The following is a 21,313-nucleotide window of genomic DNA, read 5'->3' as shown; positions in this document are numbered from 1 at the left end:
AGGAACGCCTTCGTCTCGCGGGCACTTCCTGCGATCAACTCTTCGCCGCCCAGAAGCTCAATCGTCTCGGCCCAGCCGTCATCAACAAGCGATTCATGTGTCATCGCAGCGTAGAATCACACCCGATTCCGCAAGGCAATACCTATCTTAGCGCCTATGCCCTTGTGGGGAGGTCGGACCGAAGGTCCGGGTGGGGGTCTGCGCCGCCCCCACCTCGCTGCTTCGCAGCGACTTGCCGAGGCGAGCCACGGGTCTCGCCCGTCCTTCGGACCCCCACAAGGGGAGGGTGGGTTCACGCCGCCAGCAGCGACTTCAATTTGACCGCCTGCGATCCCAGCGCCTCCGGCGCCGGCTGTGCCCGTTTCGCGATCAGCATCTCGGCCAGCCTGATGTCGCGCGCCACGGCATTGCCCGTACCGATGCCGCTCGCCGCCACCAGCGTGCCATCCTCGGCCAGATGAAACAGAATAAAAGCACCGTCGCCGAGATCGCGGCGGACCGTGCTTTTGCCCTCGTCGGGAAGGCCGGCGATCTGCAGCGACAAACCATGCTGATCCGACCAGAACCATGGCACCGCGGCATGCGCTTCGCGGGCGCCCAGCATGTTCTTCGCGGCCAGCGCACCCTGTTCCTGCGCATTGCGCCAGGCTTCCAGCCTTACCCGCCGGCCAGCATAGACAGCGAGCGGAAACGAGCAGCAATCGCCGGCGGCGAAGATGTCGGGATCGATTGTTTGGAGTTCGCCATTGACGGCGATGCCGTTATCGACGGTCAGGCCCGCTTCCGCGGCAAGCCCGGTCACCGGCACGGCGCCGATGCCGATGACGGCGAGATCGGCGACGATGTCCTGCCCATCGGCGAGCATGATGTGCACCTCAGCGCCGTCGTCGGCGATATCAGCGATGCCCTGACCGGTGAGCACGGTCACGCCTTCGGCCTCATGCGCCTGATGGATGATTTCAGCGATCTCCGCCGGCACCCCGCGCATGAGGATGCGCGGCTGCGCCTCAATGACCGTGACGCTGGCCCCGAGCTTGCGCGCCGAAGCGGCGAGCTCCAGGCCGATAAAGCCACCACCAATGATGGCGATGCGGTTTGCCGGGCTGAGGTGGGCGCGAATGGCCAGCGCGTCGGCAAAGGTGCGGAGGTAGACGCAGCGCGACCCCAATCCCGGCATCGGCAGCTTGCGCGGTGTCGAGCCGGTCGCCAGCAGCAGCTTGTCGTAGGGCAGGGCCGAACCGTCAGACAGCCGCACCATATGCGCCGGGCGGTCGATCGCCACCGCTTGAACGGAATGGATATGCCGGATCGATTTCTCGGCCAGAATTTCGTCGCTGGCGATCGTCTTGATCTCGGCCGCGTCGCTCGTCATTGCGTCCTTGGACAAAGGCGGCCGCTCATAGGGCAGATGGGGTTCGTCACCCACCAGCGTCACCGGCCCGTCATAGCCCAGTTCGCGCAGAGCAAGGGCTGCCCGCCCGCCGCACTCGCCGGCGCCAATGATGACCATTCCCGCCTGCATGGTCCTACCCGATCTGGATCAGCACTTTGCCGGCCTCGACCTTTACCGGATACGTGGCGAGATTGACGCAAACCGGCGCGCCGCGTGCCGCCCCCGTCTTGTAATTGAAGCGGCCATTGTGCTTGGGGCACTCGATGATGTCATCCATCACCAGCCCGTCGGCCAGATGCACCTTTTCGTGCGTGCACAGGCCATCGGTGGCGAAGTAGTCGTCATCGGGGCTGCGATAGATGGCGAAGGTGCGGCCGCCATGATCGAAGCGCATCACATCTTCTTCGTCGATGTCGCCGGCGGCGCAGGCTTCGATCCAGTCGCTCATGTGTTCCTCCCAAAAGCAATTCCAGGAAAAGTGCGTTGCGGTTTTCCGTTCGGAGTTGCGTCAAAACAAAAGCTTAATCGCGCGATCATTCCGCCGCGGCGGCGACGGCGTCGTTGTGGAGTTCCTCGCGATAGGGCCGCGCCGTTGGCGGCAGTTCGCGCTTGAGGAAATAGTCCTCGTTGCGCAGCTGGCGCAAAAAGGCCGGGATCATCTCGCGGTAGCCGGCCAGGATCGACGGCGTCGGCGCCGGCAGATCGTGCTTGATCAGCGCATGCAGTTTAGGCAGTGCATGATAGGGCACCATCGGGAACATGTGGTGTTCGACGTGATAGTTCATGTTCCAGTAGATGAAGCGGCTGACCGGGTTCATGTAGACGGTGCGGCTGTTCAGCCGGTGGTCGATGACATTTTCCGCCAGCCCGCCATGCTGCAGCAGGCCAACCATGACATGATGCCAGGCGCCGTAGAGCCGGGGCAGCCCGACCAGCATCAGCGGCAGCCATGAACCGAAATAAAGCGCCAGCGCGATCGTCACGGCATAGATCGCCGTCCAGATGCGGGCGATGCGAATGGCCTTAGGCTGCTCCTGTTCGGGGATAAAAGTCTTTTCCGCCGCGCTGATATTGCCGGCGGCATTGCGCAGCATGTCCGACATCGCATGCCAGGCATCCAGCACGCCGATAAAGCCAAGCGCGACCCGGAACAGATCCGGCGGCCGCATGACGGAGATTTCCGGGTCGCGGCCGACGATGATGGTGTCGGTGTGGTGGCGGGTGTGGCTCCAGCGCCAGGTCACCGGATTGCGCATGATCATGAAGCAGGCGATCTGGTAAACCGCGTCGTTCATCCACTGGGTGCGGAAGGCGGTGCCGTGGCCGCATTCGTGCCAGCGTGAGTCGGTCGACGAGCCGTAGAGCACGCCATAGACGAAGAAGAACGGCACGCACCACCAGCTGCCCCAGAACCAGGCGCCGCCGGCGGCACTCAGGATCAGCGCGGCCAGCCAGATCGCGGTGTCGCGGATCGCCGGCCCGTCGGAGCGCTGCATCAGCTCCTTCATCTGCTTGCGCGGAATATCGGTGTGATACCACTCGGCCGCCGCCAGCCCGGTCTCGACGGCGAGCTTGGAATCGCGGCCCATCAGGCTGTAGTCGCGCCGAAACGGTAGTGTGGATAGTGTCGCTTCCATAGGGGCTGCCTCCGTCGGCCACAGCATCCGTCAGGACGGATATGTCCATTACAGGCGCTTGTGTCCGAGCGCAAAATAGCGCCATGCGGTGATAGTCTCAATATCACAAAGATAGTTTCTATCATTTTCCATCAGAACGATGTAAGCAGTTGCAGGCACTCATGCGGGACAGTCATGGCAAAACGGCCAACCATCACCGATCTGGCGCGCATCTCCGGCGTTAGCGTCGCCACTGTCGACAGGGTGCTGAACAACCGGCTGCCGGTGCGCGAGGAAACCGCGCGCCGCGTCTATGAGGCGGCGACCGGCATCGGCTACCACGCCGCCGGGCTGATCAAGCGGCGCATGCGCCAGGAATTGCCGGAATACCGCCTCGGCTTTCTGCTGCTGCGGGGCAATGATGTTTTTTACGGCGATTTCGCGAGGGAGCTAGAAATGGCGGTCTCGCAATCGCAGCGCTTCCGCGGCGTCGCCACCATCGATTTCGCCAGCTCGCTAGCCGCCGACGAGATCGCCGCCCAGATGCGCAAGCTGGCAGCGAAATCCAGAGCAATCGCCGTTGTCGGTCCGGACCATCCGACGCTGACGGCGGTCGTGGAGTCGCTGAAAGCGAGGGGGCAACCTGTCTTCTCGCTGCTGTCCGACTTTGCCGCTGGCATCCGTGAGGGATATGTCGGCCTCGACAATCGCAAGGTCGGTCGCACCGCGGCCTGGATGATCGCCAGGGCGGCAAAGAACCCCGGCAAGGTCGCCCTTTTCGTCGGCAGTCATCGCTTCCACGGTCATGAACTGCGCGAGATCGGATTTCGCTCCTTCTTCCGCGAACATGCGCCGGACTTCACGGTGATGGAAACGCTGGTCAATCTGGAAGCCAACCAGGTCACCCACGATGCGATGATCGATCTCCTGGTGCGGTATCCGGATCTTGCCGGCTGCTATGTCGCCGGCGGCGGCATGGAAGGCGCGGTCTCGGCGCTGCGCGCAGCGAAGCCCGCAAACATGCCGGTGGTCGTCTGCAACGAGATCAACGCCGAATCGCGCGCGGCACTCGCCGACAACATCCTGACAATGGTGATCTCGACGCCGCTCGCCGCCTTGTGCCGCGAGCTTGTCGACCTGATGGCGCATTCCATCGAGGCCGGCGCCGCCAACGCGCCGGGCCAGACCTTTCTGCCCTTCGACATCTATCTGCCGGAAAATATCTAACGCGTTGCCGCGCCGACCCGTTCGGCGTGGGCTCTCCGGCGATGATAGAATCTATCAGATTCTGCCTTCAGACTCGGCCTGGGCCGCTGTCGGCCTCGATTCGACGTGAAATTGCGGCGCGGCGACCGAAAATCCGCTTTCCGACTTAGGAATCGCTCTTGACGTCTTGCGAAAAAATGGAATAAATATTTCATCAGATTGGTATTTTGGTTCTTTCGTTCCGGAACATCTGTTTCAAACTGGGAGCCTGGCGTTCCATCCCTTGGACAAAACGCCATACGGAACAGGAAGGCATCAGGGAGCGATTCCTCGGGCTATCGGGGATTCCGGGTAGATCGGTGCAGCCGGACACCAATGTGGAGGAGAAACACAATGAAGAAACTGATTTTGGGCGTCGCCTTTGCGGCGCTGATGAGTTCGTCCGCTTTTGCCGCCAAGGTCGGCGTGTCGATGGCCAAGTTCGACGACAACTTCCTCACCGTGCTGCGCAACGGCATGATCGAGCAGGCCAAGGGCATGAGCGGCGTGGAACTGCAGGTCGAGGACGCGCAGAACGACGTCGCCAAGCAGCTCGACCAGATCAAGAACTTCGCCGCCTCGGGCGTCGACGCCATCATCGTCAACCCGGTCGATACCTCGGCCACGCAGGCGATGTCGGACGCCGCCGCAGCCGCCAAGATCCCGTTGGTCTATGTCAACCGCCAGCCGGTCAATGTCGACACGCTGCCGGACAACCAGGCCTTCGTCGCGTCGAACGAGGCCGATTCCGGCACGCTCGAGACCAAGGAAGTCTGCCGCCTGTTCACCGAGGCCGGCAAGAAGGAGGCCAATGTCTATGTCATCATGGGCGAGCTTTCCAACCAGGCCGCCGTGCAGCGCACCAAGGACATCGAAGAGGTGATCGCCACGCCGGAGTGCAGCTTCATCAAGATCATCGACAAGCAGACTTCGAACTGGAACCGCGACGAAGCGCAGAACCTGATGACCAACTGGCTGTCGACCGGCAAGCCGTTCGACGGCGTCATCGCCAACAATGACGAAAGCGCCATCGGCGCCATCCAGGCGATGAAGGCCGCCAACATCGACATGAAGACGGTTGTCGTCGGTGGGGTCGACGCCACGCAGGACGCGCTTGCCGCCATGCAAGCAGGCGACCTCGATGCGACCGTGTTCCAGGACGCGGCCGGCCAGGGCGCCGGCGCGCTCGACGCGGCACTGAAGCTCGCCAAGGGCGAGAAGGTCGAGCACAAGGTCTACGTGCCCTTCCAGCTGGTTACGCCGGCCAACATCGACAAGTTCCTGAAGAAGAACTGAGCCGGCAACTCACGCGTAAGCAATTCCAGGAAAAAGTGTGAAGCGGTTTTCCGTCCGGAATTGCGACAAACAAACAAGAGAGCGGCGCAACCGCGCCGCTCCCGTTTCCCCCACCGCCCTGAGGGGCGGAAGGGCAAATGCGGCCTCACGGAGGACAAGGCATGTCACAGACATCTCATGGCGTCGGCGGGGTCAGCTATGACGCGAAGAGGCGGACATGGCCGGCCGAATTCAACGTCTTCCTGGCGCTGGTCATTCTGGTCGTCATCTTCGAAATGATCGGCCGCATCTTTCTTGGCGACAGCTTCCTGTTCAACACGCGCGACAACGTCGCCGGGATCTTCAATGAGGCCCGCCTGCAGATCATCATCCTGCAGGTGTCGATCGTCGGCATCATCGCCATCGGCGTCACGCAGGTGATCATTTGCGGCGGCATCGACTTGTCCTCGGGCTCGATCGTCGGCGCCACCGCCATGATCGCCATGAGTTTTGCCCAGGTGGCGACGGTCAACGGTAACCCCAACCCCAAGGCGATGTTCCTGGCGCAAGGCTGGACCGACCTGCCGGTTATCGTGCCGGTGCTGGTCGCCATCGGCTGCGGTCTGCTCGCCGGTCTCGTCAACGGCTCCTTGATTGCATACACGCGCATTCCGCCGTTCATTGCCACGCTCGGCATGATGGTGACCGCGCGCGGCATTGCCAAATGGTGGTCCAAGGGTCAGCCGATCTCGTTTCCGACCGAAAGTTTCGCTGGTATCGGCAAGGGGCTGATGCCGGTCATCATCTTCCTGTCGCTGGCGGTGCTGTTCCAGCTGATCATGACCTACACACGCTACGGCAAGCATTGCTATGCCATCGGCTCCAACGAGGATGCCGCGCGCATGTCCGGCATCAAGATCGCCAACCACAAGATCCTCGTCTACGTCATTGCCGGCATCCTCGCCGCGCTGGCCGCCATCGTGCTCTCCTCCAAGAACCTGACGGCACAGTCCGGCATGGGAGTCATGTACGAGCTCGACGCCATCGCAATGGCGGTCATCGGCGGCGTCTCTTTGTCGGGCGGCCGCGGCTCGATCGTCGGCACCGTGATCGGCTCGCTGATCTTCGGCGTCATCATTTCCGGCTTCACCTTCCTGCGCCTCGACGCCTACTATCAGGAGATGGTCAAGGGCGTGATCATCGTCGGCGCGGTCGTTCTCGACCAATGGCGCCAGCGCATGCGGGCATTGAGGGCTTGACCATGCCAGATATCTCCACGACAGACATCGTCCTGAAGACCGAAAACCTGACCAAGCGTTATGGCGGCGTGCACGCGCTGGAAGGCGCGAATTTCGAGCTGCGCAAGGGCGAGCATGTCGCCATCATGGGCGACAATGGCGCCGGCAAATCGACCTTCGTGCGCCAGATCACCGCCGTCGAGCAACGCACCAGCGGCCAGATCTGGTTCGACGGCAGGGAAGTGAATTTTGCCGGGCCGATCGAAGCGCGCACGGCGGGCATCGAGACCGTGTTCCAGAATCTGGCGCTGGCCGACGATCTCGACGTGCCGTCGAACCTGTTCCTCGGCCGCGAAAAGGTGCTTTTCAATCTCGGGCCGTTCTCGATCCTCGACCGCAAATACATGCGCAAGGCGACCGAGGCGGCGCTGATCCGCACGGCAGTGAAAATCCCCAACCTCTCCAACACCATCCGCCACATGTCGGGCGGCCAGCGCCAGTGCGTTGCCATCGCCAGGACGGCGACCTTCGCCTCCAAGCTGATCATCATGGACGAGCCGACGGCAGCCCTTGGCGTGCAGGAGACCGCGCAGGTCGAAAACATCATCCGCACCCTGAAGGACAATGGCGAACCGCTGATCCTGATCAGCCACAACATGCGCCAGGTGTTCGACCTGTGCGATCGCATCGTCGTCTTCCGGCGCGGCCGCATCGTCGCCAACCTGCGCAAGGAAAACACCGACGGCAACGACATCGTCTCCTACATCACCGGCGCCAAGACCGGGGAGGCGGAACTCGCGGCCTGAACAGGATGGTCATCCTGTTTTCTGGCGTGCTCGAAAAATTATCTTGCCACCTTTCTCAAAAGGAAGGTGGAGACACAACTCTCTCGAACCCATCCCCCTAGAGGAAAACCCCATGACTGTTCGTTTCGCCCTCCTCGGTGCCGGCCGCATCGGCAAGGTCCATGCCCGCGCCGTCGGCTCCAACCCGCAGGCCAGACTGGTGGCCGTTGCCGACGCTTTTGAAAAGGCGGCGACCGAGTTGGCAACCGCCTATGGCGCCGAAGAGCGCACCATCGACGCGATCGAGAAGGCCAACGACATCGACGCCGTGGTCATCTGCACGCCGACCGACACCCATGCCGATCTGATCGAGCGTTTCGCCAAGGCCGGCAAGGCGATCTTCTGCGAGAAGCCGATCGACCTCGACGTCAAGCGCGTCGAGAAGTGCTTGGCTGTGGTCGACAAGGCCAAGGCGACGCTGATGGTCGGCTTCAACCGCCGCTTCGATCCGCACTTCGCCGCCGTGCGCAAGGCGATCGACGACGGCGCCATCGGTACTGTCGAGATGGTCACCATCACCTCGCGCGATCCGGGCGCGCCGCCGGTCGATTACATCAAGCGCTCGGGCGGCATTTTTCGCGACATGACCATCCACGATTTCGACATGGCGCGCTTCCTGCTCGGCGAAGAGGTGGTCGCGGTCAGCGCCCATGCCTCGGTTCTGGTCGACAAGAAGATCGGTGAGGCCGGCGATTTCGATTCGGTCAGCGTCATCCTCGAAACCGCATCCGGCAAGCAGGCCGTCATCTCCAATTCGCGCCGCGCCACCTATGGCTACGACCAGCGCATCGAGGTGCATGGCTCCAAGGGCATGGTCGCCGCCGAGAACCAGCGGCCGGTGTCGATCGAGGTCGCCAATGAGAAGGGCTATACGCGCCCGCCGCTGCACGACTTCTTCATGACCCGCTATCTCGACGCCTACGCCATCGAGATTGCCGCTTTCATCACTGCTGCAACCTCGGGCAAGAAGGCATCGCCGAGCGGCGCCGACGGCCTCGTTGCGCTAAAACTGGCCGATGCGGCGCTGAAGTCGGCGACATCGGGCAAGACCGTCCGCCTCGACAAGTAAGAACCGGAACCAGGGCACAGGAGCAGAGCGATGAGCACATCCGCCGATCGCAATTCGAACACGCGCGCCATCGTCACCGGCGGTGCGCAAGGCATCGGCTTTGCCGTCGCCGAAGCGCTGGCCGACGAGGGCTGCAAGGCGCTGGCGCTCATCGGCCGCTCGCAGGAGAAGGGCGACAAGGCGGCCGCCCACTTCAAGAAGGCCGGCGTCGATGCGATCTTCATCAGCGCCGACGTCTCGAAAGTGGCGGACTGCAAGCGTGCGGTGGCAACCGCGATCTCGCATTTCGGCACCATCAACGCGCTGGTCAACGCCGCCGCCACGTCCGCGCGTGGTTCACTTGTCGAAACTTCGGAAGAGGTGTTCGACCAGATTTTCCACACCAATGTGCGTGGTCCCTTCTTCCTGATGCAGGGCGTGGTGGCGCATCTGCTGGACAAGAAGGCGCCGGGCTCGATCGTCAACGTGCTCTCTATGTCGGCGCATTGCGGCCAGTCGTTCCTGGCGCCCTATTCATCGAGCAAGGGCGCGCTGGCGACACTGACCAAGAACGTCGCCAACGCCTATCGTTTCAACCGCGTCCGCTGCAACGCCGTGCTGCCGGGCTGGATGGACACCGAGGGCGAGGACATCGTGCAGAAGAAATGGCACGGCGCCTCCGACGACTGGCTGGCAAAGGCAGAGGCCGGCCAGCCGATGGGCCAACTGGTGAAGCCCGACCAACTGGCGCGGCTGATCAGCTACATGGCCAGCCCGCAATCCGGCGTCATGACCGGCTCGCTGGTCGACTATGACCAGAACGTCGCGGGGACCTCGCCGGAGTAGCTTCAAACCCTGTTGCAGCAACATCGCCATTCCCAGATAGTCATGATAGTCATGATAGTCACGAGGAATGCGATGCTAACGTCATCCAAAGGCACCAACTGGACGGTTGCCGGGGCAAAAGCCCGGCTCTCCGAGGTCATCGAGCGCGCGCAGTCCTCGCCGCAGACGATCACCAAGAACGGCAAACCAAGCGTGGTTGTCGTCTCGGCCGAGGAATGGCAGCGCAAGATCGCACGCAAGGGTACGCTTGCCGAGTTCCTGCTGGACTCGCCGCTGCGCGGCGCCGATCTCGAGCTTGAACGTCAGCGCGACGAACCGCGTGACCTGCCGCTGTGAGACTGCTGCTCGACACGAATGTCCTGTCCGAGGTGACGAGGCCAGCGCCTGACGCACGTGTCCTGGGCTGGCTGGACGAGCTTGATGAGGACCGCTCCTTCATCAGCGTAGTGTCGATCGCCGAGATCCGGCGCGGCGTCTCTCTGATGGATGAGGGCCGCAAACGCGAGGCGCTGGCCGAATGGCTCGCCCGGGACCTGCCCCAGCGCTTCGAACAGCGGGTTTTGCCGGTGAACGATGCGGTTGCCTTGGCCTGGGGCGACCTGATGGGTCTTGGCAAGCGCCGCGGTCGTGGTCTATCGTCGATGGACGGCCTGATCGCAGCCACTGCGATTGCGCACGAGCTCACCTTGGCAACGTGCAATACGAAAGATTTCGAAGGCTTTGGGCTTGAACTCTTCGATCCCTGGACCGCATGAGCCGCTCCGCGTTATACGTGTTGGCGATTGGCGAACCGCCGGCACTTCGTCATCCACGGGCGGAGCAAGGAGCGTGGCGACGCAGCGCAGACCCGAGGATCCATGCCGCGACTTCAGAGCGCTGCTACGGTCCAGAATTCTGCTCCGCCGCACTCCACGGCCCAGGTCACGGAATGGATCCCAGGGTCTCCGCGACGGAGCTTCGCTCCTGCTCCGCCCAGGGATGACGAAATCGCGAGGATTCGGCCCATCCCGAATTGTCTCCGCATACCCCACGTGACAAGCGCCTCGGCATCGACTATATGAGCCTCATGATCAACCTGACCGCCACCTATTGGTACTTTACGAGCTCGCTGGCGGCGGGAGGATTGCGCTCGATCTGAAGATTGCAGCAACAAGTCCGAACAGCCGCCAGACCTGGCGGCTTTTTTGTATCAGCCGGCAGGTCTCCTAAAAACAGGAGCAGAAAGCCGTGTTGACCACCACAGACGATCTTCGGGTCAAGGAAATCCGAGAATTGAGTACGCCGGACGAGGTGATGCGGGAGATCCCGCGCACGCTGACGGCAACGCGCACCGTGAGCGCATCACGCAACGCCACCCATGCCATCTTGAACGGCACCGACGACCGGCTGCTTGTCATCGTCGGCCCGTGTTCGATCCACGACCCGGTCGCGGCCGTTGACTATGCCAGCCGGCTAGTGGCGCTGCGCGAGACCCTGTCCGACCGGTTGGAGATCGTCATGCGGGTCTATTTCGAAAAGCCGCGCACGACTGTCGGCTGGAAGGGCCTTATCAACGACCCCGATCTCGACGGCAGCTTCAACATCGACAAGGGGCTGCGGATGGCGCGCAACGTGCTGTCGGCGGTCAACAATCTCGGCCTGCCCTCGGCCACCGAATTTCTCGACATGACGACGCCGCAATACATTGCCGACCTCGTCGCCTGGGGCGCCATCGGCGCGCGCACCACCGAGAGCCAGATCCACCGCGAACTGGCTTCCGGCCTGTCCTGCCCGGTCGGCTTCAAGAACGGTACCGACGGCAATCTCAGGATCGCCGCCGAGGCGGTGAAATCCGCCGCCCAGCCGCATCATTTCATGGCGGTGACCAAGGGCGGACGCAGCGGCATTGCGACTACTACCGGCAATGAGGACTGCCACGTCATCCTGCGCGGCGGCGTTCAGCCGAATTACGATGCGGCGAGCGTCGAGGCGGCCTCGGTCGAACTTGCCCGCATCGGCGTCGCCCCCCGTCTGATGATCGATGTCAGCCACGCGAACTCGAGCAAGAAGCCGGAGAACCAGCCGAAGGTGGCGGCCGATGTCGCCGGCCAGGTGGCAGCAGGGGACGAGCGTATCATCGGCGTCATGATCGAGAGCAATCTCGTCGCCGGCCGGCAGGACGTGGTATCAGGCAAGCCGCTCGTCTATGGCCAGAGCATCACAGATGGCTGCATAGACTGGGCGACCACAGAGACGGTGCTGCACGGCCTCGCCGGCGCCGTAGAATGGCGCCGCTCAGCCCGCCGCGCCATGATGGAGAACCGGCCGGGCGCCGCCTGATACGAGGCGATGCGCGGGAAGGACGCTGCGGCTCCCTTGCACCCCGGCAACCGGTCTGCTAAATACTGAACCATATGGTTCAGTATACCGACTTGGATTCCTCGTTCGCCGCGCTCTCCGACGCCACCCGGCGTGGCGTTCTGGAGCAGCTCGGACGCGCAGACGCTTCGATCACCGAGCTTGCCGGAAAGTTCCACATGACCCTCACGGGCATGAAGAAGCACGTCGGCGTCCTGGAGCAGGCGGGGCTCGTCACCACGCAGAAGGTTGGCCGCGTGCGGACCTGCAAGCTCGGCCTGCGCGGACTGGAGGAAGAGGCGGCCTGGATCGAGCGGCACCGCCTGCTCTGGGACGCACGCTTCAACGAGTTGGACAAGGTTGTCGAGGAATTGAAACGGAAGGAGAAAGCCGATGCGCCAAAGAACCGAGAGTGAGCCCACGAACAGCCGCACCACGGTCGAACGGAAGTCCGAGCGCGAGCTGGTCGTCACGCGAACAGTCAACGGTCCGGCGCGCATCGTGTTCGAGGCGTGGACCAAGCCCGAGCTGTTCAAGCAGTGGTGGGTGCCGAAGTCGATGGGCATGTTCCTGCGTTCCTGCGAGATGGATGCTCGTACCGGAGGCACGTACCGCCTGGTGTTCGGCCACGACGCCTCGGACCTTTACGAATTCTTCGGCAGGTATATCGAAGTGACACCCCACTCACGCCTCGTCTGGACCAATGACGAAGGTGGTGACGGTGGACCCGTCACCACGCTGACCTTCGAGGAAAAGGGTGGCAAGACGCTGCTGGTCATGCACGAACTCTATCCCTCGAAGGAGGCTCTCGACGCGGCCGGTACCGGGGCGGCGGATGCGATGGGCGAGACGTTCGAGCAATTGGACGAGCTTCTCGTCGTCTTGGGCGAGGGCGTGAGGCGGTCATGACGTCATCGGTCTCGCGGACGGGGTAGCTGCCGCCCTCGACGACGAAAAGACCGGGACAGTGATCCGCAAGCGCCGCGCCGAGGCGAAGAAACGCGGCGTCATCGCTTGATCGGGATCACGCTGCCCTCAACCCTTCCCATGCCGTAAACACCGAGACCGCAAACAGCAGCAGTCCGGCCGCCCGGCCCGCAAAAGCGGTCGCCCGCGGATTGGCCACCAGCAGATTGCGGCTGCGGCCGGCGGTGATGGCGAGCCCGCCATAGATGGCGGCCTGCGTCAGCATCGTCAGCAAGCCCATGACCGTCGCCTGCATCCAGATCGGGCCGTAATCCGGCTTCAGGAACTGCGGATAGACGGCAAATATGAAGAGATAGGCCTTCGGGTTGATCAGGCAGGTCACCAGTCCCTGGCGAAAGGCCTTCCAGGCCGTACGGCTGCCGGCGGGCCCGTCATGGCCGACGGTGATGGAACTGCGCATCAGCGAGATGCCGATGAAGGCCATGTAGGCGGCGCCGGCTATCAGCAGCGGCTTGTACAGGATTGGTACGAAATGCATCAGCAGGCCGACGCCGATGGCGCCGTTCAGCGTGTGCACGATGCCGCCGACCATGATGCCGCCCGTGGCGGCGAGGCCCCGGTCGCGGCCGCCGGTGAGCGCATTGGCCAGCACGAACAGCATGTCCATGCCGGGCACGATGATGATGCCGGACAGCAGGATAAAGAACAGCCAGAGATTTTCCGCGTAACTCATGTCAGTTACTTGTCGCTTCCTGCTGGGGTGCCGTTAAGGAATTTGTTGATTTTCAAGCTGATAGGCAGTCCAATAAATCACCCCAACTGACGGGGATGTGTCAGTAGCGTTTCATCAGGGAGAGGAAATGCGCAAGGCGTCGCGCCTGTTCGAGATCATCCAGATCCTGCGGCTGGCGCGGCAGCCGGTGACGGCGGCGATGATCGCCGGGCAGCTGGAAGTCACGGTGCGTTCGATCTATCGCGACATCGCCGCACTGCAGGCGATGCGCGTGCCGATCGAAGGCGGGCGTGGCATCGGCTATATATTGCGGCCCGGCTTCGACCTGCCACCGCTGATGTTCTCAATCGAGGAGATGGAGGCGATCGTCCTGTCGCTGGCGCTGCTGGAGCGCACGGGAGACAGCGAACTCAAGCAGGCGGCCAAGCGCGTCAGCGCCAAGATCGCCGGCGCCGTGCCGCCGCCACTACGCCAGGCGTTCGACGCCAACGCACTGCATGTCTGGGGGTTCGCTGCACCGGCAATCGGCACCATCGATCTGGCGCTTGTGCGCCGCGCCATCCGCGACGAGGAAAAGCTCGACCTGTCCTATCGCGACGAAATCGGCCGCGCCTCCGAGCGGCTGATCCGTCCAATCGCGCTGATCTACTATTCAGAAACCGCCAACATCGTCGCCTGGTGTGAACTGCGCCAGGCCATCCGCAATTTCCGCAGCGATCGCATCGAGGCTTGCCAGCCGACCGGCCTGCGCTTCAAGGGCGAAGGCGATCGCCTGCGGCAGGTCTGGGTCAATGGCTGGGAGGCGAACGCTGTCGCTGGCGGCTGAAGCGAGCGGATCTTACCGCACATCCACCCAGCGCTTCTCCTCGAACGACCTCGCCATCGCGTGAACGGTGCGCTCGATCTCCAGCCCTTCGGCAAATTCGATGACCCGTGCCGGCTTGCCGGCAAGCCGCGTCAGCAATTCGTGGCACTCGATGATCTTGAGGTCGTTGAAACCGAGCCCATGGCCCGGCGCCGGGAGGAAGGCGTCGTAAGGCTTGTGGTGCGGCGCCACCAATATGGTGCGGTAGCCCTGTTCGGTCGGGCGATCGGCGGTGACGTAGAGCTGGATTTCGTTCATCCGCTCCTGGTCGAACAGGATCGATCCTTTGGAGCCGAAAATCTGTATGGCGATGCGGCCCTTGCGGCCCCAGGCCGAGCGGTTGACCAGCAGCGTGCCGGCAATGCCGTTTTCCAGATGCATCAAAACGCTGGCGATGTCGTAGGTCTCCACCGCACGGCGGCCGCCGCCGGCCAGCTTGCGGTCGGCATAGGGCTTGGCCATGTCGCAGATGACTTTTGCGACGCGGCCGAACAGTGTCGAGACCAGCGACAGCGGATGCACGGCGAAATCGTCGAGCGCGCCATAGCCGGAAGCAGCCTCGTGCTTCCAGAAGAACAGCGCTTCCGGGTCGGCCATGAAGTCCTCGTCCATCTCGATGCGCAGATGGTTGACCTCGCCGATGATCTTTTCCTCGAGCAGCGCACCGATGTGGCGAATGGCCGGGCTCTGTATGTAGTTGTAGCCAAGGGCTGCGACCTTGCCGGATTTCCTGGCAGCGGCCGCCATCGCCGCTGCTTCGGCAAAGCTCGGCGCCATCGGCTTCTCGCACCACAGATGCTTGCCGGCTTCGAGGACGGCGATGGCCATCTCCGGATGGAACTGATTGGGCGTGGTCAGCGAGACGATATCGACCTCGGGGTCGTTGACGACGGCACGCCAGTCGCCCGACGCCTTGGCGAAGCCGAACTCGCCGGCCTTACGCTTGGCCAGCTCCTCGTTGACCTCGCCGAGATGGACCAGCTTCGGCTTGGCGACATCGGGAAAGACGGCGCCGACGGCGCTCCACGCAATGGCGTGGCATTTGCCCATGAAACCCGTGCCGATAAGACCAACGCCGACCATTTCTTTCTCCCAATACCTGAAGCGATCGATGGATGAATTAGTCCATTTATTCTCCGAATGGAATGTCTGCCTCATTTTTTATGGCCTTCTTGCGCAGGCTCGCTATGATGGGGCAGAGAGGACGTCACTTGAGTTAAAGAGAGCATGATGTCGTCCGAAACCGATGCACTCTTTTCGGCATCATGCTCTAATGCATGTCGCCCAGAAGTGTGCCGCGGTTCTGGGACAACGGCATGCATCAAAACAAAGACTTAAAGCCCATCGCACGAATCCGTTCACCGCGACGCGCTTTAGGTGAGCTTGGACGGGGCGACGATGGACGAACGGGTACCTCGCGACTTCGAGACGCTGCGCGCCACGATCCTCGATCGCCGTGAAACCTTGCCCAAGCGCATCGCCCAGATCGCCGCCTATGCGCTCGACAATCCCGATGACATCGCCTTCGGCACCGCCGCCAGCATCGCCGCTTCGGCGGGCGTGCAGCCGTCCACCTTGATCCGCTTTGCCCAGCAACTAGGCTTTGACGGCTTCACCAGCCTGCAGCAGGTGTTTCGCGAGCGGCTGCGCGAGCGCAATTCCTCTTATGACGAACGCCTGCAGGCGCTGCGCGCCAAGGCCGATGCGGGTGCTGGACACCGAGCCATCTTCGACGGCTTCGTCGCCGCCGCCAGCACTTCGCTCAACGACATCTCACGCTCGCTGGACGAGGCGCATCTGGAAGACGCGATCTCGCTGCTGGCCAAGGCCGAGACCATCTATGTCCTGGCCAAGCGCCGCTCCTACCCGGTGGCGAGCTACATTGCCTATGCCTTGGGCAAGCTGAAGATCCGCAACCAGCTGATCGAATCCGCCGCCGGCCTCAATGCCGAGATGGTCGCCTTCGCCACCCCGGCGGACGCCGTCATCGCCATCAGCTTCTCGCCCTACGCACCGGCCACCATCGAGGAAGCCCGCACCATTTCCGAACAGGGCGTGCCGATCGTCGCCATCACCGACAGTTCGTTTTCGCCACTCGCCCAGTTCGCCAAGGTCTGGTTCGAGGTCGCCGAGGCCGATTTCGCCGGCTTCCGCTCGCTGTCGGCCACCATGGCGCTGGCCATGGCGCTCACCGTCGGCGTCGGCGAGAAGCGGCGCAGCACCGGAAAGAAGCGCAAGGTCTAGGCAATCCCAGAAAAAGGCGTGAAGCGGTTTTCCGTCCGGAAAATGCGGACTTGGGATCTGTGGAAAGGGATCATCCCGTATGCCATGCTAGAACCGAAGTTCATCGAGAATGGTTCATGCATGAATTGGGAACAGATCGCATCGGATTTCGCTTGGGACGGCTCATGGCGAGATATCTACGTTCTGAACACGTCTGAGGCAGATTGGCAGGCCGTCTGGGACATCCTCCTCGAATGGACCCCGCCTGCCAATTTCAGTGTCTCCGGCAAGATCGAATCGATGCCATTGGGGGTCGAAGCCGCCCTGGAAAGCGAAACAGACAGCCTACTTTCTTTTTACGTCGGGCCAATCCAGCTTGCATGTCACTTCTTCACCGTTGTCGAAATCGAGTTCGACTTCGATCCTAGGCAAGTCAGCGGAGAAACTGAGATTGAGCACCTTGACCGCTTTGTGCGATTGCTAGGTGACGCTACTGGGAAGCAGGTAACTCTGACGCAGGAAAATGATCAGGAGGCTATCATCGCCCGCTACTCTCCCGACCTTGGGAGTGTGGTCTGGCGTGCTTTTTCATAACCGAATCGTTTTGTCGGCTGGCGGCTTTCCCCCTCAAACTCGTCTCGATCCACATCTGGTTGCGCGGTAACGGGTCTCCATCCTAAGTCTCCAGCAGCCATCGCTCTTCGGCACTTTTAAAGGAAGGAATGCTCATTCCATATTGACTATGGATTGGAATTATTATTTCATATTCCCGGCGCCACGCTGCCGCTCGCGCGTGTCCCCCAACTACGTTGCTCAAGACAACAAGACCGACGGGAGGTTCCAATGAGCGAAGCCGTGGACGCCAAACAGGCGACGCTCGATGTCATCACCATCGGTCGCGCTTCCGTCGACCTTTACGGCCAGCAGATCGGCTCGCGGCTGGAGGACATCACCTCCTTCGCCAAATCGGTCGGCGGCTGCCCGGCCAACATCTCGGTTGGCACGGCGAGACTAGGCCTGCGCTCGGCGCTGCTCACCCGCGTCGGCGACGAGCAGATGGGCCGCTTCATCCGCGAGCAGCTGCGGCGCGAAGGCGTCAATGTCGACGGGCTGAAGACCGACAAGGAACGGCTGACGGCTCTGGTGCTGCTTTCGGTCGAGAGCGAAGGGGTCTCGCCGATGATCTTTTATCGCAGCGACTGCGCCGACATGGCGCTTGCCGAAGAAGACATCGATGAAGCCTTCATCGCCTCGGCCCGCTCGATCGTCGTCACCGGCACGCATTTTTCTCGGCCCAACAGCGACGCCGCCCAGCGCAAGGCTATCCGCATCATCAAGGCCAGGGGCGGCAAGGTGGTGTTCGACATCGACTACCGCCCCAACCTCTGGGGCCTCGCCGGCCATGCCGAAGGTTTTGAGCGCTATGTCAAATCCGACCGCGTCTCGGCCCAGCTGAAGACGGTGCTGCCCGATTGCGATCTCATCGTCGGCACCGAGGAAGAGATCATGATCGCGTCGGGTGCCGACGATTGCCTGAGTGCGTTGAAGACGATCCGCGCGCTGTCTAAGGCAACCATCGTACTGAAGCGCGGCGCCATGGGCTGCATCGTCTATGACGGGCCGGTCAGCGACGATCTGGAAGACGGTATCGTCGGCAAGGGCTTTCCGATCGAGATCTACAATGTGCTCGGCGCGGGTGATGCCTTCATGTCCGGTTTTCTGCGCGGCTGGCTCGGTGGCGAAAACCTGGCAACGGCGGCGACCTGGGCCAATGCCTGCGGCGCCTTCGCCGTGTCGCGGCTGCTCTGCGCGCCGGAATATCCGACCTTCGAGGAATTGCAGTTCTTCCTCAAGAACGGCAGCAAGCACTTAGCGTTGCGCAAGGACGAGGCGATCAACCACATCCATTGGGCGACGACCCGCCGCCGCGATATCCCCTCGATGATGGCGCTCGCCTGCGACCACCGTGTGCAGCTTGAGGACGTCGCGGCAAAGACCGGCGCCGATCCGGCGCGCATCCGCGATTTCAAGGTGCTGGCGGTCAAGGCTGCGGCGAAAGTCGCCGCCGGCCGCGACGGCTATGGCATGCTGATCGACGAGAAGCATGGCCGCGAAGCAATGTTCGAATTCGCCCGCCACCCCTTTGCCTGGCTCGGCCGTCCCGTCGAACTGCCGGGCTCGCGGCCGCTGCGCTTCGAGTTCTCGCAGGACATCGGCTCGCAACTGGTGGAATGGCCGGTCGACAACTGCATCAAATGCCTGTGCTTCTATCACCCCGACGATCCGGCAGCGCTCAAGGATGAGCAGCAGCAGAAGCTGCGCTCGCTGTTCGAAGCCGCGCGGAAGGTCGGCCGGGAGCTTCTGGTCGAGATCATCGCCGGCAAGCACGGCAAGCTCGACGAAACGACCATCCCGCGCGCCCTGGAAGAACTCTATGCGCTTGGCATCAAGCCGGACTGGTGGAAGCTCGAACCGCAGGCGTCGGCCGGCGCCTGGGCGAAGATCGAAGCGGTGATCCTGAAGCACGATCCCTGGTGTCGTGGCGTCGTGCTGCTGGGTCTCGAAGCGCCGCAGGACGAACTGGAAGCGGCCTTTGCCGCCACCGCCAAGGCGCCGATCGTCAAGGGCTTTGCCGTCGGCCGCACCATCTTCGTCCACGCCGCCGAACAATGGCTGGCGGGCAAGATGACGGATGACGAGGCTATCGCCGACATGGCCGCGCGCTTCGAACAGTTGACCGAAGCGTGGCTTGCCGCGCGTGGCCGTAAAGCAGCATAAAGGCGCGGCAAGAGGACTGCGGAGGAAAACACCATGAGCAAGACAATCCGCCTGACGATGGCGCAGGCGCTGACCCGCTTTCTGAGCAAGCAGATGACCGAGATCGACGGCAGACGAGTGCCCATCTTCGGCGGTGTCTGGGCGATCTTCGGTCACGGCAATGTCGCCGGCATCGGCGAGGCGCTGTACCAGCTGCGCGACGAATTGCCGACCTTCCGCGCCCACAATGAGCAGGCGATGGCGCATGCGGCGATCGCCTATGGCAAGGCCAATTTCCGCCGCCGCTTCATGGCCGCGACCTCTTCGATCGGCCCCGGTGCGCTCAACATGGTGACGGCGGCGGCGCTCGCCCACGTAAACAGGTTGCCCGTCCTGTTTTTGCCGGGCGATGTCTTCGCCAACCGCATCCCCGATCCGGTGCTGCAGCAGGCCGAGGACTTTTCCGACGGCACCGCGACGGTCAATGACTGCTTCCGTCCGGTGTCGCGCTATTTCGACCGCATCACCCGTCCCGAGCAGATCATCCCGGCATTGGCGCGGACCATGCAGGTGCTGACCGATCCGGCGGAATGCGGCCCGGTGACGCTGTCGCTCTGCCAGGACGTGCAGGCCGAGGCCTATGACTATCCCGAGAGCTTTTTCGCCGAGCGCGTCTGGCACCAGCGCCGGCCGCGTCCGGACCGGCATGAATTGGCGGCGGCGGTCACCGCGCTGAGGGGTGCGAAAAAACCGCTGATCATCGCCGGCGGCGGCGTGCTGTATGCGCAGGCTTCGGACGAACTGGCGAAATTCGCCGAGAGCGCCGGCATTCCGGTCTGCGAGACGCAAGGCGGCAAGTCCTCGCTGCCCGACACACATCCGCTCAACATGGCGGCGGTTGGCGTCACCGGCACGTCCGCGGCCAACCGGCTGGCCGAGGAAGCCGATGTCGTGCTCGCCATCGGCACCCGCCTGCAGGATTTCACCACCGGCTCGTGGGCGCTGTTCAAGAACTCCGGCAAGACCATCATCGGCCTCAACGTGCAGCCTTTCGACGCCGGCAAGCACCGCGCGCTGCCGCTGGTCGCCGATGCGGCCGAAGGGCTCGCCGAACTCGGTGCTGCGCTGGGGAACTGGAAAGCACCGGCGACATGGACCGACAATGCGACCCAAGGCAAGAAGGCTTGGCAGGCCGAAGCCTCCAAGGTGACGGCGTCGACCAACGCCGCCTTCCCGTCGGACGCGCAGGTGATCGGCGCCGTGCAGCGCGCGCTGGGATCCGGCGTGACCTTGCTGAACGCGTCGGGCGGCCTGCCGGGCGAGTTGCACAAGCTCTGGCAGGCAGGCGCGCCCGGCTCGTACCATGGCGAATATGGTTTCTCGACCATGGGTTACGAGATTGCCGGCGGGCTCGGCGCCAAGATGGCCAAGCCCGATCAGGAGATAGTCGTCATGGTCGGCGACGGATCCTACCTGATGATGAATTCGGAGATCGCCACCTCGGTGATGCTCGGATTGAAGCTGATCATCGTGGTGCTCGACAACAGGGGATATGGCTGCATCAACCGGCTGCAGATGGCCACCGGCGGCGCCAACTTCAACAACCTCCTGAAGGACGCGCGCCACGAGATCTTGCCCGACATCGACTTCGCCGCGCATGCGGCCAGCATGGGCGCTATTGCCGAGAAGGTGCCGTCGATCACCGGCCTGGAGACCGCGCTGCAAAAGTCGAAAACCAACGACCGCACCACCGTGCTGGTCATCGACACCGACCCGCTGATTTCCACCGATGCCGGCGGCCATTGGTGGGATGTCGCGGTGCCGGAAGTCTCCGCACGGCCGCAGGTCAACGCAGCCCGCAAGGCCTATGACGAAAAGCGGCAGATGCAGACAATCGGCGATTGATGTACATGCACCCGCCCCCTACCTCCCCTTGTGGAGGTCGGACCGAAGGTCCGGTGGGGG

General features: G+C 62.9%; 22 protein-coding genes. 17 read left to right on the top strand and 5 right to left on the bottom strand.

Annotated elements, in window-relative coordinates; translation table 11 throughout:
- Positions 1-292: 292 nt before the first annotated feature.
- The 3 genes from NKI31_RS29485 to NKI31_RS29475 form a co-directional block, all read right to left on the bottom strand.
- A complete protein-coding gene (locus NKI31_RS29485) occupies positions 293-1,510 on the bottom strand; it encodes an NAD(P)/FAD-dependent oxidoreductase (protein WP_352653236.1) in 1,218 nt (405 codons plus the stop codon).
- Between the two features lie 16 nt (positions 1,511-1,526).
- Entirely contained in the window at positions 1,527-1,841 is a 315-nt protein-coding gene (locus tag NKI31_RS29480; RefSeq protein ID WP_023672328.1) for a MocE family 2Fe-2S type ferredoxin, read from the bottom strand.
- Between the two features lie 85 nt (positions 1,842-1,926).
- Positions 1,927-3,030, bottom strand: a complete 1,104-nt coding sequence (locus NKI31_RS29475) for a fatty acid desaturase family protein (protein ID WP_031209636.1) — start codon at positions 3,028-3,030, stop codon at positions 1,927-1,929.
- Between the two features lie 174 nt (positions 3,031-3,204).
- Between NKI31_RS29475 and NKI31_RS29470 the strand changes: the two genes are divergently transcribed.
- From NKI31_RS29470 to NKI31_RS29415, 12 genes are all read left to right on the top strand, one after another.
- Positions 3,205-4,236 carry a LacI family DNA-binding transcriptional regulator gene (locus NKI31_RS29470; RefSeq protein ID WP_023684066.1) on the top strand — a complete coding sequence of 344 codons (1,032 nt, stop codon included), beginning with the start codon at positions 3,205-3,207 and terminating at the stop codon, positions 4,234-4,236.
- Between the two features lie 372 nt (positions 4,237-4,608).
- A complete protein-coding gene (locus tag NKI31_RS29465) occupies positions 4,609-5,550 on the top strand; it encodes a sugar ABC transporter substrate-binding protein (RefSeq protein WP_023684065.1) in 942 nt (313 codons plus the stop codon).
- Between the two features lie 161 nt (positions 5,551-5,711).
- The gene (locus NKI31_RS29460) at positions 5,712-6,788 is read left to right on the top strand and encodes an ABC transporter permease (protein ID WP_023703753.1); all 1,077 of its coding nucleotides are present in this window, start codon (positions 5,712-5,714) and stop codon (positions 6,786-6,788) included.
- A 2-nt stretch (positions 6,789-6,790) separates the two neighbouring features.
- Positions 6,791-7,573, top strand: coding sequence for an ATP-binding cassette domain-containing protein (locus NKI31_RS29455; RefSeq protein WP_027049093.1), 783 nt, complete (start codon positions 6,791-6,793; stop codon positions 7,571-7,573).
- Between the two features lie 112 nt (positions 7,574-7,685).
- Positions 7,686-8,681, top strand: coding sequence for an inositol 2-dehydrogenase (gene iolG / locus NKI31_RS29450; protein WP_352653235.1), 996 nt, complete (start codon positions 7,686-7,688; stop codon positions 8,679-8,681).
- A gap of 30 nt (positions 8,682-8,711) precedes the next feature.
- Positions 8,712-9,506, top strand: a complete 795-nt coding sequence (locus NKI31_RS29445; protein ID WP_352653234.1) for an SDR family oxidoreductase — start codon at positions 8,712-8,714, stop codon at positions 9,504-9,506.
- A 72-nt stretch (positions 9,507-9,578) separates the two neighbouring features.
- Positions 9,579-9,842, top strand: a complete 264-nt coding sequence (locus NKI31_RS29440) for a type II toxin-antitoxin system Phd/YefM family antitoxin (RefSeq protein WP_023687410.1) — start codon at positions 9,579-9,581, stop codon at positions 9,840-9,842.
- A complete protein-coding gene (locus NKI31_RS29435; RefSeq protein WP_352653233.1) occupies positions 9,839-10,261 on the top strand; it encodes a type II toxin-antitoxin system VapC family toxin in 423 nt (140 codons plus the stop codon). The genes NKI31_RS29440 and NKI31_RS29435 overlap by 4 nt, the downstream gene beginning before the upstream one ends.
- Before the next feature lie 257 nt (positions 10,262-10,518).
- Positions 10,519-10,644, top strand: coding sequence for a hypothetical protein (locus NKI31_RS29430; protein WP_280938682.1), 126 nt, complete (start codon positions 10,519-10,521; stop codon positions 10,642-10,644).
- An 89-nt stretch (positions 10,645-10,733) separates the two neighbouring features.
- Entirely contained in the window at positions 10,734-11,825 is a 1,092-nt protein-coding gene (locus NKI31_RS29425; RefSeq protein WP_023695981.1) for a 3-deoxy-7-phosphoheptulonate synthase, read from the top strand.
- 74 nt (positions 11,826-11,899) lie between these two features.
- On the top strand, positions 11,900-12,259 hold the full coding sequence (locus NKI31_RS29420) for an ArsR/SmtB family transcription factor (RefSeq protein ID WP_023672338.1): 360 nt from the start codon (positions 11,900-11,902) through the stop codon (positions 12,257-12,259).
- Complete coding sequence (locus NKI31_RS29415; RefSeq protein ID WP_352653232.1) at positions 12,237-12,752, top strand: SRPBCC domain-containing protein; 516 nt, start codon at positions 12,237-12,239, stop codon at positions 12,750-12,752. The genes NKI31_RS29420 and NKI31_RS29415 overlap by 23 nt, the downstream gene beginning before the upstream one ends.
- A gap of 115 nt (positions 12,753-12,867) precedes the next feature.
- On the opposite strand, the gene NKI31_RS29410 is transcribed toward NKI31_RS29415, so the two are convergent.
- Positions 12,868-13,503, bottom strand: a complete 636-nt coding sequence (locus tag NKI31_RS29410) for a LysE family translocator (protein WP_023672340.1) — start codon at positions 13,501-13,503, stop codon at positions 12,868-12,870.
- A 127-nt stretch (positions 13,504-13,630) separates the two neighbouring features.
- Between NKI31_RS29410 and NKI31_RS29405 the strand changes: the two genes are divergently transcribed.
- Positions 13,631-14,329, top strand: coding sequence for a helix-turn-helix transcriptional regulator (locus NKI31_RS29405; RefSeq protein WP_023821754.1), 699 nt, complete (start codon positions 13,631-13,633; stop codon positions 14,327-14,329).
- A 12-nt stretch (positions 14,330-14,341) separates the two neighbouring features.
- Here the strand turns inward: NKI31_RS29405 and NKI31_RS29400 are convergent, their stop codons facing one another.
- Positions 14,342-15,451: a Gfo/Idh/MocA family protein gene (locus NKI31_RS29400; protein ID WP_352653231.1), complete on the bottom strand. Its 1,110-nt coding sequence runs from the start codon at positions 15,449-15,451 to the stop codon at positions 14,342-14,344.
- Between the two features lie 315 nt (positions 15,452-15,766).
- On the opposite strand from NKI31_RS29400, the gene NKI31_RS29395 reads away from it, so the two are divergent.
- The 4 genes from NKI31_RS29395 to iolD all read left to right on the top strand — a co-directional run bounded on the left by NKI31_RS29395 (position 15,767) and on the right by iolD (position 21,253).
- The gene (locus tag NKI31_RS29395; protein ID WP_352653230.1) at positions 15,767-16,612 is read left to right on the top strand and encodes a MurR/RpiR family transcriptional regulator; all 846 of its coding nucleotides are present in this window, start codon (positions 15,767-15,769) and stop codon (positions 16,610-16,612) included.
- A gap of 18 nt (positions 16,613-16,630) precedes the next feature.
- Positions 16,631-17,185 (top strand): hypothetical protein, encoded by a 555-nt coding sequence (locus NKI31_RS29390; protein ID WP_352653229.1) that lies wholly within the window; start codon positions 16,631-16,633, stop codon positions 17,183-17,185.
- A gap of 249 nt (positions 17,186-17,434) precedes the next feature.
- Entirely contained in the window at positions 17,435-19,369 is a 1,935-nt protein-coding gene (locus NKI31_RS29385) for a bifunctional 5-dehydro-2-deoxygluconokinase/5-dehydro-2-deoxyphosphogluconate aldolase (RefSeq protein WP_352653228.1), read from the top strand.
- A gap of 33 nt (positions 19,370-19,402) precedes the next feature.
- Positions 19,403-21,253 carry a 3D-(3,5/4)-trihydroxycyclohexane-1,2-dione acylhydrolase (decyclizing) gene (iolD, locus tag NKI31_RS29380; protein ID WP_352653227.1) on the top strand — a complete coding sequence of 617 codons (1,851 nt, stop codon included), beginning with the start codon at positions 19,403-19,405 and terminating at the stop codon, positions 21,251-21,253.
- Positions 21,254-21,313: the final 60 nt, after the last annotated feature.

This window comes from Mesorhizobium sp. M0659 (assembly GCF_040320605.1).
Lineage (GTDB): Bacteria > Pseudomonadota > Alphaproteobacteria > Rhizobiales > Rhizobiaceae > Mesorhizobium.
The sequence above is the reverse complement of the archived record's forward strand: the minus strand, read 5'-3'. Positions and strand labels throughout refer to the sequence as shown.